General features: G+C 59.3%; 12 protein-coding genes. 10 read left to right on the forward strand and 2 right to left on the reverse strand.

The features are described 5' to 3' along the window. Positions 1 to 96 precede the first annotated feature (96 nt). The 8 genes from BW934_RS00115 (at position 97) to BW934_RS00155 (ending at position 10551) form a co-directional block, all read left to right on the forward strand. Positions 97 to 1119: a LacI family DNA-binding transcriptional regulator gene (locus tag BW934_RS00115; protein WP_076343891.1), complete on the forward strand. Its 1023-nt coding sequence runs from the start codon at positions 97 to 99 to the stop codon at positions 1117 to 1119. Positions 1120 to 1353: 234 nt separating this feature from the next. After that, positions 1354 to 2694: an ABC transporter substrate-binding protein gene (locus BW934_RS00120; protein ID WP_076343893.1), complete on the forward strand. Its 1341-nt coding sequence runs from the start codon at positions 1354 to 1356 to the stop codon at positions 2692 to 2694. An 82-nt stretch (positions 2695 to 2776) separates the two neighbouring features. Beyond that, a complete protein-coding gene (locus BW934_RS00125) occupies positions 2777 to 3670 on the forward strand; it encodes a carbohydrate ABC transporter permease (RefSeq protein WP_143232486.1) in 894 nt (297 codons plus the stop codon). 4 nt (positions 3671 to 3674) lie between these two features. Next, on the forward strand, positions 3675 to 4508 hold the full coding sequence (locus tag BW934_RS00130) for a carbohydrate ABC transporter permease (RefSeq protein WP_076343895.1): 834 nt from the start codon (positions 3675 to 3677) through the stop codon (positions 4506 to 4508). A gap of 14 nt (positions 4509 to 4522) precedes the next feature. Next, positions 4523 to 6871 (forward strand): glycoside hydrolase family 3 N-terminal domain-containing protein, encoded by a 2349-nt coding sequence (locus tag BW934_RS00135; protein ID WP_234969419.1) that lies wholly within the window; start codon positions 4523 to 4525, stop codon positions 6869 to 6871. A 146-nt stretch (positions 6872 to 7017) separates the two neighbouring features. Next, positions 7018 to 8217 (forward strand): ROK family transcriptional regulator, encoded by a 1200-nt coding sequence (locus BW934_RS00140; protein WP_234969420.1) that lies wholly within the window; start codon positions 7018 to 7020, stop codon positions 8215 to 8217. A 727-nt stretch (positions 8218 to 8944) separates the two neighbouring features. Then, a complete protein-coding gene (locus BW934_RS00150) occupies positions 8945 to 9556 on the forward strand; it encodes a DUF47 domain-containing protein (protein ID WP_067846270.1) in 612 nt (203 codons plus the stop codon). An 11-nt stretch (positions 9557 to 9567) separates the two neighbouring features. Further along, complete coding sequence (locus BW934_RS00155; RefSeq protein WP_076343899.1) at positions 9568 to 10551, forward strand: inorganic phosphate transporter; 984 nt, start codon at positions 9568 to 9570, stop codon at positions 10549 to 10551. 77 nt (positions 10552 to 10628) lie between these two features. Here the strand turns inward: BW934_RS00155 and BW934_RS00160 are convergent, their stop codons facing one another. After that, positions 10629 to 11324 (reverse strand): YcnI family protein, encoded by a 696-nt coding sequence (locus tag BW934_RS00160; protein WP_234969421.1) that lies wholly within the window; start codon positions 11322 to 11324, stop codon positions 10629 to 10631. Positions 11325 to 11387: 63 nt separating this feature from the next. Further along, on the reverse strand, positions 11388 to 13031 hold the full coding sequence (locus BW934_RS00165; protein WP_076343901.1) for a copper resistance protein CopC: 1644 nt from the start codon (positions 13029 to 13031) through the stop codon (positions 11388 to 11390). Positions 13032 to 13230: 199 nt separating this feature from the next. Here BW934_RS00165 and BW934_RS00170 point away from each other — a divergent pair, with 199 nt between their 5' ends. Together BW934_RS00170 and BW934_RS00175 are read left to right on the forward strand one after the other, a co-directional pair. Further along, entirely contained in the window at positions 13231 to 13476 is a 246-nt protein-coding gene (locus tag BW934_RS00170; protein ID WP_076343903.1) for a hypothetical protein, read from the forward strand. A gap of 365 nt (positions 13477 to 13841) precedes the next feature. Then, entirely contained in the window at positions 13842 to 15107 is a 1266-nt protein-coding gene (locus tag BW934_RS00175; protein ID WP_076343905.1) for an MFS transporter, read from the forward strand. The last annotated feature ends 16 nt before the right edge of the window (positions 15108 to 15123 follow it).

Genomic DNA, 15123 nt, shown 5'->3' on the forward strand with positions numbered 1-15123 from the left:
ATGAAGACACGTTATTTAAATGGATATATTTCCCTTACCGAAAGGTAAGGGAATCTTGTCCAATCTTTGAGGCGCAAAAATGGAGGCGAGAAACTGTTGGCCACTGTCAAGGACATTGCTCGGTTGGCCGGCGTATCACCTACGACGGTGTCATGGGCACTGAACGGAACTAGGCCTGTCCGCGAGGAAACGCGCAAACGGATACTGGAGGCGGTCAAGCTCCTAAACTATCATCCTAAAATGAGTGCACGCAGTTTGCGAGCGGGCAAGGTCTTCTCAATCGGTATTTACCTTGTCAATACCGACTTGAATCTTCGCTTTGTAGACTACGCGTTCCAACTGACGGCGGGCGCATGCCATGTGCTCGGTTCGGCAGGATACTCCGTACAGTTTGACATCATTACACTTGAAAACCTTGATGTTCTATCGAAAAAAGCTCTTGAACACTCGGTTGACGGAATGTTGATCATGCCACAGTTTCTGGGTGTGTCCAGCTATCTCAATCAGGCATTGCCAAAGGACTTTCCGGTTGTCTATTTGCAACGGGATCCAACCTTTGAGGTGCCCAATTGCGTGGCGGTGGACCAAGCAAAGGGGGTTAAGCTTGTCATTGAGCATTTGTGGCATTGTGGCCATCGCGAACTAGCACTCATAACTGGACCTAGTCGCCATGTCGACAGCCTCCAGCGAATCGAGGCGGCGAGAACGTACTGTCGAAAGTTCGGAATGCATGTGAAAGATGCCTGGACATACGAGGGGCTATTCGACGTCGACGGTGGCCAGAAGGGCATGGAACTCCTTTTGGCAGAACCCGAACGTCCATCAGTTGTCTTCTGCTTTAACGATTACATGGCTATAGGCGCGCTGCGCCAAGCGATGTTAACAGGGGTTCAAGTCCCACAGGAAATATCTCTCGTAGGATTTGACGACATCGCGGTGGCAGACGCCATGGTTCCTGCTCTTACCACTGTGAGACAACCGTGGTTTGAGCTGGGTGTCAGGTCTGCTGAGAAACTGATGGCTCTCTTAAACGATGAGCATCACAGAGGTCAGACCGAGACTGCGATGATATCGCCCGCGCTTATTCAACGTGATTCGGTACGTCGCTGCGCGCGATGAACTTGTATCGCACGCGGTTAATCTTGCTAGTAGACCTCTCACGGCGACGAGCGCTCAACATTCATTCTAAAATGTTTCCGACGGAATCCGGTCTGTTCAAATTGATATGAGCTATCGACAAAAACTATGCGTGTATAAACCGTAGAAAGCGATTGCAAAATCGATTTTGGGGAATTATAATCCAAGGTGTATTTGTTTTTTGAGCAAATTAATTCGACAAGGGGGCAGTGCGAAATGGTTAGAGCGTCACGCAAAGTCGCAATGGCAGGGCTAGCAGTCGCGGCTACTATTGGTGTGACTGCATGTGGCACGTCGTCTCAACCTGGTACGAATGCAACGCAGCCGAGTGGGTCGGCCAGCGCCAAGCAGATACAGCTGACGCTATGGAACGTAGATTCCGGCCTAGCCGAGCAGGTCGACAACAAAGCGATAGCTCGTTTCAATGCTACGCATCCGGGCTACCACATGACGGGTGAGTATTTTGAGTCCACGCCGTATTTACAGAAGTTGCAAATTGCGATGGGCGCGCATCAAGCCGCCGATGTGTTCAGCAACTGGGGCGGAGGACGTCTGTATACCTTTATCAAGGCGGGAGACGTTCTTGATTTAACGCCATATCTGAAGGCTGATCCGTCGTGGGCAAATCGATTTCTCCCGTCTGTGATGAAGTCCATCACTTTTAACGGGCACGTATACGGAGTGCCGTATGGTAACTTGCAGCCTGTAAACTTTTTCTATAATAAGCAACTCTTCAGCGAGTACCATCTAACGCCTCCTAAGACTTGGACACAATTGATCAGCGACATTCAATTCTTTAAGAGCAAGGGTATTATTCCGATTTCCCTTGGTGGTCAAGACAATTGGCCTGACTTGATGTACTTTGAATACCTTGTTGATCGTTTGGGCGGCCAGCAACCGTTTAACAACATCATGGAAAACAAGCCTGGCTCATGGTCGAATCCGGTCATTACGAAGGCCCTCAACATGATGAAGCAACTTGTCAATATGGGCGCTTTCGAACCCGGGTTTAGCTCGATTGGTTCCAACAATGGGTCTGATGCGGCGCTGTTATACAGCGGCAAGGCTGCAATGTGGCTTATGGGAAGCTGGGGATACGGTACGATTGCTTCCGACGACAGCGCCTTCCTAAAGAATCTTGGATGGTTTCCGTTCCCGTCGGTGCCCGGGGGTAAAGGTAACCCCAACGACGTTTGCGGTAATCCGAGTGACTTCTACTCCATCCCAAGCTATGATTCGGCAGCCAAGATCAAGGGCGCTCTTGCCTTCTTGAAGGACGACAACCTCGATGCAAAGAACGTATCTGACCTGCTTCAAATCGGTTACGTTCCTGCTGTGAAGGGCATCGAGAGCGAGCTAAAGAAGCAGAAGGACTCAGCTTATGAAACATTTTACTATAACTTGGCGAAGAATGCTCCGTATTTCCAACAATCTTGGGATACGGCTCTTCCGACTGCCGAGGGCAACGAGCTCGATACCGATCTCGGTAAGTTTATGGTTGGTCAGATGTCCGTTGCGCAGTTCGAGGCAGATATGAATAGCTACCTGACCAAGTAATTGCGAATGTGTCGCGGTCCGTACCGAAAAAGGACGAGCTTCGGTTTGTTGCCGAGCTCGTCCTGGTTTGGGGGAAGAGCGCTTGATTAGTGAGCGACTGAATGCTTCACGCATTGTAATGATGTTGCCGGCAGTCATCTTTTTTGCAGCCTTCGCTTTAATACCCATGTTTGTTGCTGTTTATTACTCAGGCCTTAACTGGTCTGGCGTCGGTTCCGCGTCTTGGGTTGGGTTCGCGAATTGGCGTGCCATGCTTGAGAGTGGGGAGCTCTGGCACTCGTTCTGGCTCACCATTGCCTTAATGTTTTGGTGTTGGATTCTACAAAGCCCGCTTGGATTACTGATTGGGGTCTTTACCGCAGGCCATCAGCGGCACCGTGCTGTGTTTGGTGCCTTGTACTTCATACCACTGTTGTTCTCGTCGGTGGCAATTGGGGTGACCTGGTCTTACATTTTGAGTCCAACCTTCGGGCTCATGGATGACCTTCTCAAGTCACTGGGTATCGGAAACGGGTTTGAAAATTGGCTAGGAAACCCTCACATCGCTTTGTTCGTGATTGCATGCATCATTTCTTGGCAGTACATTCCGTTCAATGCCTTGCTGTATCAGAGTGGTGTTCGACAGATTCCACGTTCCCTGTACGAGGCGGCGATGATTGATGGAGCGGGTCCTATTCGAACATTCTTTTCGATCACGCTCCCCCAATTGAAGTACACCATCACAACGACGACAGTGCTAATTCTAACGGGCACCTTGACCTACTTTGATTTGATTTACGTAGTGACCAATGGTGGCCCTGGAGATGCTACACAAGTGCTCGCCATCGACATGTACAAACAGGCCTTTACAAACCTTAACATCGGGGCGGGAAGCGTGGTTGCTGTGGTTCTCGCCGTATTTGGGCTCGTATTGTCGATTCTGACCTTAAAGTTTACTGGTTTTAATAAAATGGAAAGTCAAATGGAGGGGGCGTGATTCAGTGCGAACCTGGCGACGCGTCTCCGTAGGGAATGTTGTTTTTACTTTGTTTGGAGTCCTTTGGCTGATTATCGGCTGCTATCCCGTATTCTATATTCTTACGACCAGTCTTCGGTCGCAGAATGGTTACCTGCTCGGGAATCCGTGGGTCCCTCCCTTGCACCCGACTTTCCAGAACTATGAGCAAGTCATTCAATCGGGCTTTGTGAAGGCCTTTGTGAACAGTGCAATTGTGTCAGTTGCAACGGTCGTTTTGATCGTCCTGTTTTCGTTGCTGCTTTCCTACGTGGTCGTACGAACCAGGAATCGTGTAGTTCGGACGGTCTTTAATTGGTTCGTTGTGGGTTTGGCAATTCCGGTCCAGGCAGCGATCATTCCGGTTTACATCTTGATTACGAAGTTAGGGTTGTACGATACACTGCTTGGAATGATACTGCCAATGGTGGCGTTCGCTCTGCCTCTTAGTACACTCATCTTGGTGAACTTCGTGCGGGATATTCCAAATGAACTGTACGAGGCCATGGGAATTGAAGGTGCCAATGACTTTCAAATCGTGTTCAGATTGGTGGCTCCATTGGCTAGACCGGCGCTTATTTCCGTGGCAGTGTATCAGTTCGTACAGTCTTGGAACAACTTTTTGTTTCCGCTCGTGCTTACACAGAGCGCCAATGTTCGTGTACTCCCCCTTGCCATTGTGCAGTTTCAGGGTGAGCATACAATGGATGTGCCTGTTACTATGGCGGCTGTTGTCTTCTCGGCAATTCCACTTTTCCTGGCCTACATCTTTGGAGGCCGTTATCTACGACAAGGTATGCTTGCTGGATTTGGCAAGTAGTGAGGAGGCTTCCCGTGACACCGGTATATCTCGATCCCGCCCAGTCGGTGGAGGCGCGCGTGGACGCGCTCATGGCCGATATGACGCTCGAAGAAAAGGTTGCTCAGCTCACGTCCATCTGGGCGTTCGAGGTCCTGGATGGACTTGAATTTTCGGAGGAGAAGGCCGCCAACGTCTTAAGCCAAGGCATCGGACAGATCACGCGCATCGGCGGCGCCACGAACCTCGATCCGCCTGACGTGGCACGGCTCGCCAACCGCATTCAACGGTATCTGCGCGAGCACACCCGCCTCGGCATCCCTGCGCTGATCCACGAGGAGTCGTGCAGCGGCTACATGGCCAAGGGGGCCACCTGCTTCCCGCAGACCATCGGCATCGCAAGCACGTGGGATGTCGATCTCGCCCGGCGCATCGGCGAGATCATCCGGGATCAAATGCGCGCCGTCGGCGCTCGGCAGGCCCTCGCACCGCTGCTCGATGTGGCGCGGGATCCGCGCTGGGGCCGCGTGGAGGAGACGTTCGGCGAGGATCCTTATTTGGTGGCGCAGATGGGCATCGCCTACGTTCGGGGATTGCAGGGAGAGGATCTCAGCCAAGGCGTCATGGCCACTGGCAAGCACTTCGTGGGCTACGGCGCGTCGGAGGGGGGCATGAACTGGGCGCCCGCGCACATCCCGGAGCGCGAGCTGCGCGAGGTGTACCTGTTCCCCTTTGAGGCCGCCGTGCGCGAGGCTGGGCTTGGCGCCATCATGCCGGGCTACCACGAGCTTGACGGCGTGCCCTGCCATGACAACCCCGGCCTTTTGCGGGAAACCCTTCGCGGGCGCTGGGGCTTTGACGGCCTGGTGGTATCGGACTATTTCGCAGTCAATCAGCTGTTTGAGTATCACAAGGTGGCGCGTGACAAGGCGGAGGCCGCTGCGCTCGCGGTGCGCGCAGGGGTCGATGTGGAGCTTCCCACGCGCGACGTCTACAGCAGGCCGCTCGTCGACGCCGTGGCGAGAGGGCTCGTGAGCGCCGACGAGGTGGACGAACTCGTGCGCCGCGTGCTCCTCTGGAAGTTCCGCCTCGGCCTGTTTGACCACCCGTACGTGGATGAGGGGGCGGCCGTCGACGTGTTCGACAACGAGGCGCAGCGCCGCGTGGCGCGCGAGGCCGCTGCCAAGTCGATGGTCCTCCTGAAGAACGACGGCGTGCTGCCGCTGGTGGCACAGGGAACCATCGCCGTGATCGGCCCCAATGCGCATACCACGCGCAACCTGGTCGGCGACTACGCATACCCGTGTCACATCGAGTCGCTGCTGGAACAGTCCGAGGACAACGTCTTCCAGACTCCGCTGCCGAGCGGCGTGAAGCACGTCGACGAGTTCATTCCCATGCGGACCATCCTCGAGGCCATTCGCGAGCGCGCTGGGGCGGAGGCTCGCGTGGCGTATGCCAAGGGCTGCGGCATTCTGGACGGCGAGGACGCGGAGCTGGACGAGGCGGTGAAGCTCGCGGCCGCGGCCGATGTGGCCGTCGTGGTGGTGGGCGATCGCGCCGGGCTGACGGACGCGTGCACGACGGGCGAATCCCGAGATCGGGCGACGCTCTGCCTCATCGGCCGGCAGGAGGAGTTGGTCCGCCGCGTGCTGGATACAGGCACGAAGACCGTGGTCGTGCTCGTGAGCGGGCGTCCGCTTGCCATTCCCGACATCGCGGCGCGGGCAAATGCCGTGCTCGCGGCGTGGCTGCCCGGCGAGGAAGGCGCGGAGGCCGTCGCGGGGGTGCTGTTTGGCGACGTGAACCCGTCGGGCAAGCTGCCCATCACCATCCCGCGCAGCGTGGGACAAGTGCCGATTTACTACGGGCACAAGCCGTCCGGTGGGCGCTCGCACTGGAAAGGCGCGTACGTGGACGAGAGCAACCTGCCCCTGTATCCATTTGGGCACGGGCTGTCGTACACCGAATTTGCGTATCGGGATTTGGCGATCACGCCTGGCGCCATTGGGGTGCACGGCGAGGTCGAGGTCTCGTGCGTGATCGAAAACGTGGGGCCGCGGCACGGGGATGAGGTGGTGCAGCTGTATGCCCGGGACGTCGCTGCGGATGTGACGCGGCCGGTCAAGGTGCTCTGCGGCTTCGCGCGCGTGGGGCTTGCGCCAGGCGAGCAGGCCAGGGTGCGGTTTCGCCTTTCTGCGCATCAGTTCGGCTTCTACGATCGCGACATGCGGTTTGTCGTGGAACCGGGCGACATCGAGTTCATGGTGGGCGCGTCGTCGGAAGACATTCGCTTGAGAGGCATGGTCCGCCTCGAGGGTCAGGTGGCGGAAATCGAGCGCGAGAAGGTCTACCAAAGCCAAGTGCACATTGAGCGCGTCTGACGCGAATAGGTCCATTGAGGTCGCAGAAACGAAGGGCGCTCCGCAGGGGTCGGCGGAGCGCCTTCACTTGCGCTTTTGGCCCATGAAATGAGGTACAATGAGGGAGAACGTCACGAACGGTATCCATCATCACGCAGGGGAGACTCGTGTTGGAGAAGACGGCAGATCAGGCGCTGATGAAGGAGATCAATAAGTCCATCGTCCTCAACCGCATCCGGTTTCACAGCCCTATCTCGCGCAGCCAGATTTCGAGCGAGACGGGCCTGAACAAGGCGACGGTATCGGCTCTGACCGATGAGCTCATCCGCGAAGGCCTGGTGGTGGAGGTGGGACACGGGAGATCCCGCGTGGGGCGCCGCCCGATCATGCTGTTGTTCAACGCCGGCGCGGGCAGCGTGCTCGGCGTAGAACTCGGCGTCGAATACGTGCGGGTGGCGGTCACCGACTTTGCCGCAAGGGCGCTCTCGGTGCGGGAAGAGCCTCTGCCGCGAGACCTGGGGGCGGAAGAGGTGCTGGAACGGCTCCGTGCCGCGATCGCCCAGGCGATTTCGGAGGCACCCGAAAGCCGTTACGGAGTCATCGGCATCGGTGTGGGCGTGCCGGGGCTTGTCGACTTCGCGCGCGGCGTCGTGCTGCGCGCGCCTCACCTCAAATGGGACAATATTCCCCTCAAAGCGATGATCGAGAGCTGGTTTGGCATCCCGGTGCTCGTCGACAACGAGGCGAACGCGGGCGCGCTGGGCGAGAAGCTGTATGGGGCCGCCACGCACGTGTCGAGCCTGGTGTACATCAGCGCGGGCACCGGCATTGGAACGGGCATTGTCATCGGGGACGAGCTGATTCGCGGCGCGGATGGCGTGGCGGGGGAATTCGGACACATGAGCATCGACGTCCACGGCGACACCTGCCCGTGCGGCAACGTCGGCTGTTGGGAACTGTACGCGTCCGAGCAGGCGCTCATCGCGGCGTACGCGAAGCTGACGGGCGAATCACTCGGCTTTGACGAGGTGCTCGCCCGATTTCGAGCATCCGATCCGGCCGCGCTCCAGGCGTTTCAAACGGTCGGAAGATACTTGGGCGCTGGCGCGGTCAATCTGGTCAACGGGCTGAACCCTGCGATGATCATTCTCGGCAATCGCCTCGCGGAGGCCGGGCGCATGTTGACAGACGCGATTCAGCAGGCCATTGTCTCGCGATGCCTCGTGAGTCCGTATGCGAAAGTCGTCGTCCAGCCTTCGGCCTTGGGGCGCGATGCGTGCGCCATTGGTTCGGCGGCGCTCGTCCTGCACGACTTCTTCGCGGGTCCTCGCGCTCGCGTCACGTCGCGCGCCACGATGGGCAAGTGAGGCCGCGCCGGTTGCGCGGCCTAAGAAGTGCGTGTTGCGCGGCCGCGGCCTGAGAAGCGCGTGTTGCGTGGCCGCGGCCTGAGGAAGCGCGTGTTGCGTGGCTGCGGCCTGAGAAGCGCGTCAAACCGCGCATTCAACTCGCGGCACAGGGCGAGCGGTGAGGGCGCCGTCACGTCCCGAACCAAGCAAGGGCGTCACGGCCCGTAGGAGCCATGTCGGCGAGAGGGCGCGAAGGAGCCCTGGGTTCCATTTCGCGAACGGTCGAACGCGTGCTCCACTGCGTGAAACATCGCATTCCGGCTCTGCGGCATGCAGATCAACATGGCCCCGAGGCCTAGTCCAATCCCCCCGATGACGGGCCATCCCCAATGGTCGTCTTCCTGACGCGCCATGAGCGCTCGATGACGTCGAGACATCTTCAACCACCTCGCGGTTAACGTGCCTCATTTCGCGCAGAACATGCGATTCCTCCGCGCCGCCTCTTGTGCACAAATCACGACCTGCCGCTTCCAGTTGACCCCAAAGACGAGCGGCCTCGCGCATGCGCGCAGGCGGGGACATCATCCCGCAAGCGGTGGGCACACTTCACAACGTGCAGGTGATTGTGTCCAAGTCTCGAACATTGTCGAACTTGCTCGAGGCTTTACGGAAACTTAACAAAAAGACCACGACATCTTTACGCGAATCATGTAGTTTCTTAACGATTCGATTCAATGGGGGATGAGCCGTGTCGAAGCGCAGTGATCAGCTGTTTGCGTTTCTGGTCGAGATCGCCGAGAACATCGCCCAGGCGACCGAGACCTTCCAGCGCGAGCTGGAGCAGGGGGGCGACTTTGGGGCGCTGGCGAGCCGGATGAAGACCTACGAGGACAAGGGCGACGAACTCATTTCGAAGCTCATTTCGCTGCTCAACAACACGTACATCACGCCGCTTGAGCGAGAGGACTACGTCACGCTCGCCACGACGCTCGACGACATCATCGACGGCATCCACGCGTGCAGCGTGCGGTTTACGCTGTACGACGTGACGGGATCGACGCCGACGATGATTGAGTTTGCCAAGGACATCCACAGAAGCGCAAAGGAGATCCAGGAAGCCATCCGCAAGCTGAACGAGCGGAAGCTTCTCCAGATTCGCGATCACGTCAAGGAACTGAATGTCCTCGAGAAGCACGGCGACCAGTTGCTCCACGCGGCGCTGCGATCGCTGTTTGCCGAGAGCAAGGACGCCATTGAGCTCATCAAGCTGAAGGAGATTTACGAAATCCTGGAGAGTGTGACCGATCGCTGTGAAGATGTGGCGGACGTGCTCGAGTCCGTGATTCTGAAAAACGCTTGAGGTGCGTCCGCATGCTGGCTGTCATCGTGCTTATCGTCATTCTTGGACTGGTGTTCGATTTCACCAACGGATTTCACGACACGGCGAACGCCATCGCGACGAGCGTATCGACGCGCGCGTTGTCGCCGCGCGCCGCCGTGCTGTTGGCAGGCGCCATGAATCTGATTGGCGCCATGACCTTTACCGGCGTGGCGAAGACGATTGGCGGAAAAATCGCCGATCCGCTGAAAATCCCGCACGGCACCGTCGTCGTGCTGTGTGCACTCGTGGCCGCGATCTTTTGGAACTTGTTCACGTGGTACTTTGGCATTCCGAGCTCCTCGTCGCACGCCCTCATCGGCGGTTTGACCGGCGCCGTGATCGGCGCGGCGGGATTTCACGCCGTCGATCTCGCCGGGTTCACCTCGATCATCGAGGCGCTCATCACCTCGCCCATCTGCGCCTTCGTGCTCGGCTTCGCCGTGATGCTGGCGTTTCGAGGCGCGTTTGGCTGGAGGTCACCCCACCGGGTCAACCGAGTGTTCCGGGTGCTTCAGGTCTTTTCGGCGGCCGCGCAGGCATTCATGCACGGCACGAACGATTCGCAGAAGACGATGGGCGTCATCACGTTCGCGCTCATCGCGGGCGGTTACCAGCACACGATGCACGTTCCGCTGTGGGTGAAGACGCTTTGCGCTGTGGCCATGGGGTTGGGCACTGCGTCGGGCGGTTGGCGGATCATCAAGACGGTCGGATCGAAGATCATCAAAATCGAGCCCATCAACGGGTTCGCCTCGGATTTGACGAGTTCGATCATCATCTTCGGCTTCACGCTGTTCAAGTTGCCGGTCAGCTCGACGCACGTCATTTCGTCCGCCATCATGGGCTCGGGCGCCGCGAAGCGGGCGCGCGGGGTGCACTGGAACGTGGCCGGGCGCATCTTGGTGGCGTGGCTGGTGACCATTCCGATGTCGGGGCTCATCGCAGCGGCGCTCACGAAGTTGGCGCTCGTGTGACCGCGCGATCCGTGAAAAAAGGGACAAGCCCTTGTACGGGGCTTGTCCCTTTTTTGATGCGCCGGCCAGCTGCGGCGTTAGGGGCGGTCGAGATCGCGCCTGACGTTTAAGACAAGCGTGGTCACGCCCAAGATCAAGGAAACGATGGCGGCAGCCAAGCTGATGAAGTCGGCCGTGGTCCATCCCATCCCGAAGTTGGCGGGCGCCTGGGGAGTGGCGTCGTTGGCGTCGCCCGCGGGTGCGGGGGCGCTCGGCGAGCTGGCGGTATCCTGCGCACCCGCGGCGACAATCTGGGTGGTGGAGTGAGGCGTGGGACTCCCTGGCTCGCCCGTCCACGGGACGATGGATCCGTCGCGATAGTATTGGAACGCGTCCCAGGCGTATACGCCGGGTTGTTTGGGGTTGGTGGCGAGGAACGAAAAGGACTGGAACTGGCCCGGCTGAATGCCTCCGTTCGTCGCTTGCCAAGTCACGAGCGTTTGGCCGTTCACCTGGCTTTCGCTCACCTTCCACCCCGGCACGGGCTCGTAGGCCACCCACGACGCGCCCTTTGGCAGCTTGAGCACAATTTTCACCGTGGGAACGGACTTTTCGCAGGGCACGCGCATGGTGTATTGCTCGAAGCCGCCTGCCGTCGGGGGGTTCGGGGTGTCTGGGCTGACGACGACATGCGCGGATGCCGTGGTCACGCCCACGCACAGTGCGGCAGCCATTCCGGCCATCCCGCTCAACCAGCGCAAGCGCGTGATTGGGTTTGCCTTCCGAATCTTCACTTTGTCCCGTCTCCTTTCCGCTTCGCGAGCTTTGGGCTCGAGAGTTCGCATGATCCTTGTCCACTACACGCCCGTGTGAATCGGGAAGTCGAACGTCAAGACCTCAAAATCCGACGTCAGCACCTGGACTTCGGCGTCCCACGCTCCGCCGCCCGACAGCGCGAGCGACCGCGCACTGTAGGTGCCTGGGGCTTTCGGCGCAAGCACGACCGGTGAGGCATTCGCGGACGTGTTCGGCTGCGAAAGGATGAGTTCCACCTGCTGGATGGCCGTGTCCGGCTCGCCCTGGTGGCGGACGTGCACGACGAACCCGTTGGCGCCTGCGCGGTTCGGCGTGATCGACAGTTCGACTTCATAGGGCCCGGCTCGCTTCACGCCGTCAAACGGCCCGGGCGCGATCTCGGCCGTGGGCAAGTTGCTGATGGCGGCCGTGATCGCGAAGATGACGGCGCTCGCCGCAAGTTCGAGGCCCATCCACGTGCGATACGTGGACCGCCTCGGCCGCGGCGTGAGCGCGTGCATGGCGGCAAGGCCCAGCATGACGAGGAAGAGTCCGGCTTTCGCCAATAGGCCCTTGCCATAGCCGGTATGAAAGAGGGCGTATTCCGTGGGCACGTGCAGGAGCGCCGAATACACGCCGGTGGCTGCCAGCGCGAGGACACAGGTGAACGCCGTCCAGCCGAACGAACGGATGGCCGCGCGCAGCTCGGCGTCGGTCGGCGACGGGATGCGGTCTGCCTGGACCACCAGCGCCACCATCTGCGCGATGCCACCGACCCACACGCTCGCCGCGAGGGCGTGCAGGGCCACGGCGAGGACGGGCAGCGCGGGATGGGGTTCGGCCACAGCATGCCCCTGCATCGCGAGCGCCGCCGGCATGGCGAACAGTGGGGCGATGGCGGCCAACGTGCGCGCCTTCGATTTCGCTGGCGACAGCGCGGCGAGGATGGCCGGAATCACGGCGGCGAGCATGAGCTCCACGACCCACAGGTAGCCGAAGCGGGTAAAGTTGAGCGTCCGCGCGAGATAGCGCGGCTCGTAAGCGGCCAGGCCGTGAAGCCCCCAGGTGATGGCGGTCTCGAGCGGTAGGTCGAAGAGAATACCTACGACGAGGAGGGCGTGGCCAACAAGCGCCAGGCGGCGGCCCACGCGGTTTTGCGGGATGGGCAGAGCGCGCCTTGCCACGAGAAGGCCCACGAAGCCGCCGAGGGCTAGCGCCAGCCCTGCGTAGATGAGGACGCGATCGGCGAGCATCCAGAAGCCGGGCTGATAGCCTTGTTCGGTCGTGCCGAGTTCGAGCGAGCGGAGATCGATCCCGACGCCGAAGGGAAGGGTCCCCGACACGAGGTGCCCGTCGGCGGAGATGACCTGCCAATGGACGGTGTACAGCCCTTTGGGCAGGGCCTTGGGTACGGAGACATCGAGTTCATCGGCGCGCGCGGGGTTTTGGTGACCGTCGCCGAGATCGACGCGCTGGTTGTCGACGTTGGTGACGGTGAGGCCTCCCGGCATCAGTTGGACGGGCTCGTCGAAGACGAGCTGAACATGCCCGGGGGAAGACGGAAGGGACTGGCCGGGCGCCGGAGAAGCGTGGACGACGTACGCGTGGGCCGCGACACAAGGCGCGTGAAAGAAAACCGTGCCGACAAGCGCCATCAAGGCGACGGGCCAGCGTGCCAGGCGGGCGAGGCAAAGCCTCCAGGACATGTGAGTTCCTCACCTCCTCAAAATGAGTTCAAAAACCGTACATGCCCAGTATGCGGCGAGACGTGCGGCGCTGAAACGCAGAACGGCGTGCGTTGTTAACAGTTACATGACCGTTTTTTGGCGAAATGGTGAAGCGGACAGAGAATGGGTGAAACAGATTCTGCCGGGGGATCGTCTACTTCGCAGGAGGTGGACATCGATGCGCGCGAAATGGTTCACCGTGGGTTGCGTCGCACTTTTTCTCATCTCGGTGGTCTCCGTATGGATGTTCGCGGAACAGTACGTGCTCGCAGCGTACGCGAACGCGGGAGTATCTCAGGCGCAGGGTTTCAATCCCTGGGGGGCGTGGCTCGTCTTGGCTGTGTTCGTGGGGTCGGTGTCTGCGATTGGAGCCGCTGCGATGTTCGTGCGCATGGCCTGGCGGGACTGGCGCCAGTGGCGTTAGGCCGAACGGTGGAACCGCGCAAGGTCGCCCGCGGCTCGCTCTGCGTCTCTCGATAAGCCCGCTCGCCCCGAGCGGGCTTTTCATGAAACGCATTGTCGTCCTCATTGACATCCATATCGTATTCCTATATTGTAATGCTAGATTGTCAGACAAAAATGGGAGCGTCGTTCCGCATGTAGGAATGGAGCCGTTGATCGGTCAGGAGCTGCGGGGTAGTTTGAGAGGCAGCGAGGCGATTTCGACGTGGAGGAGGCCGATGATGCGATTGCAGTGATTGAAAACGGTTGCAGTTGCGGTGGGTTTTCGCACTCGTGCGGTTGACAAAAGAGTCGACAATCACGACGAGGAAAGGGTGACGTCCAAGCATGGATCAGGGACCGCAGAAGCCGTTCTGGCGCTACGAAAACGGCGTTGTCCTCATGATGTTCTTTACGTTTGGCTTTGTATTCATGGAGCGCCTGAGCGTGGTCTACCTATTCCCGTACCTGGCGCCGGACTTGAAGTTGAACGACGCTCAGCTCGGTTTGATCGTGTCCGTTCTCGCCATCTGTTGGGCACTGTCGGGGTTTCTGTTCGGAACGATTTCGGACTTTTTGGGCTCGCGCAAAAATGTGCTTGTGCCTATCACGCTGGCATTCTCGCTGTTGTCCTTCCTCACCGGTCTGGCGAAAAACTTCGGGCAGATGCTTGGCGTTCGCGCGCTGATGGGCGTCTCCGAGGGACCCGTGCTGCCGATTGCGCAGGCCGCGGTGATGGCCGATTCGACCGAGGCCCGGCGCGGTTTCAACATGGGCTTCGTTCAAAGCGCGCTTGGACTCATCGGCTCGACGTTTGGCCCGCTCATTCTGACCTGGGCCGCGTCCAACTACTCTTGGCACGCAGGCTTTTACGTCGCCGGGATTCCCGGACTCATCATGTTTTTCGTGCTCCTGTTCTGCATGAAAGACCCAAATAAGCGGATGTCGAAAGAAGAGTTGGCGAAGAGCGAGCACCGGTTGCATAAAGAGGACTTTCCCGTGGTGTTCCGCACCTGGAACATCTGGTTCACGCTCTTCATCGCCATCCTCATGATGACCTGGTTGTTTGCTTTCACCTCTTTCGCTCCGACGTTTCTCGTCGAGTACGATCGCTACACGGGCCAGCAGATGGGCCTCATCTCTGCGGCCATGGGGCTTGGCACCTTCTTCTGGGGATTCATGGGTCCGTTCATCTCAGACAAGTGGGGGCGCCGGCCGACCTTGGTGCTGTTCTCGTTCATCGCCGTCCTGTCGCCGCTCGTCCTCATCTTTGTGCACGGCTCCGTCCCACTGATGTGCTTGCTCGGTTTCTTGACGTGCGCGGGGCAGGCCTGCTTCCCGCTGTTCATGGTCGTCATCCCGGGTGAGTCGCTCTCGCCGAAATACGTCGGCACCGCGGTGGGCCTCGTCCAGATGGTCGGGGAACTCATCGGCGGCGCGGTGATGCCGACCGTAGCAGGTGTCGCTGCCGATCACTTCGGCTTGCCTGCGCCGATGTGGATCGCCGCGGCGGGGGCGTTTGTAAGCGGCATCATCGCGTTCTTCATCCGCGAGACGGCACCGGTTCGCCTGCGCCGGCGCGGCGAGGTGGCGAAACAGGCTGTACAGCTCTGACTACGAGCGGAACGCC

This window comes from Alicyclobacillus vulcanalis (assembly GCF_900156755.1).
In the GTDB taxonomy this organism is placed as follows: Bacteria; Bacillota; Bacilli; order Alicyclobacillales; family Alicyclobacillaceae; genus Alicyclobacillus; species Alicyclobacillus vulcanalis.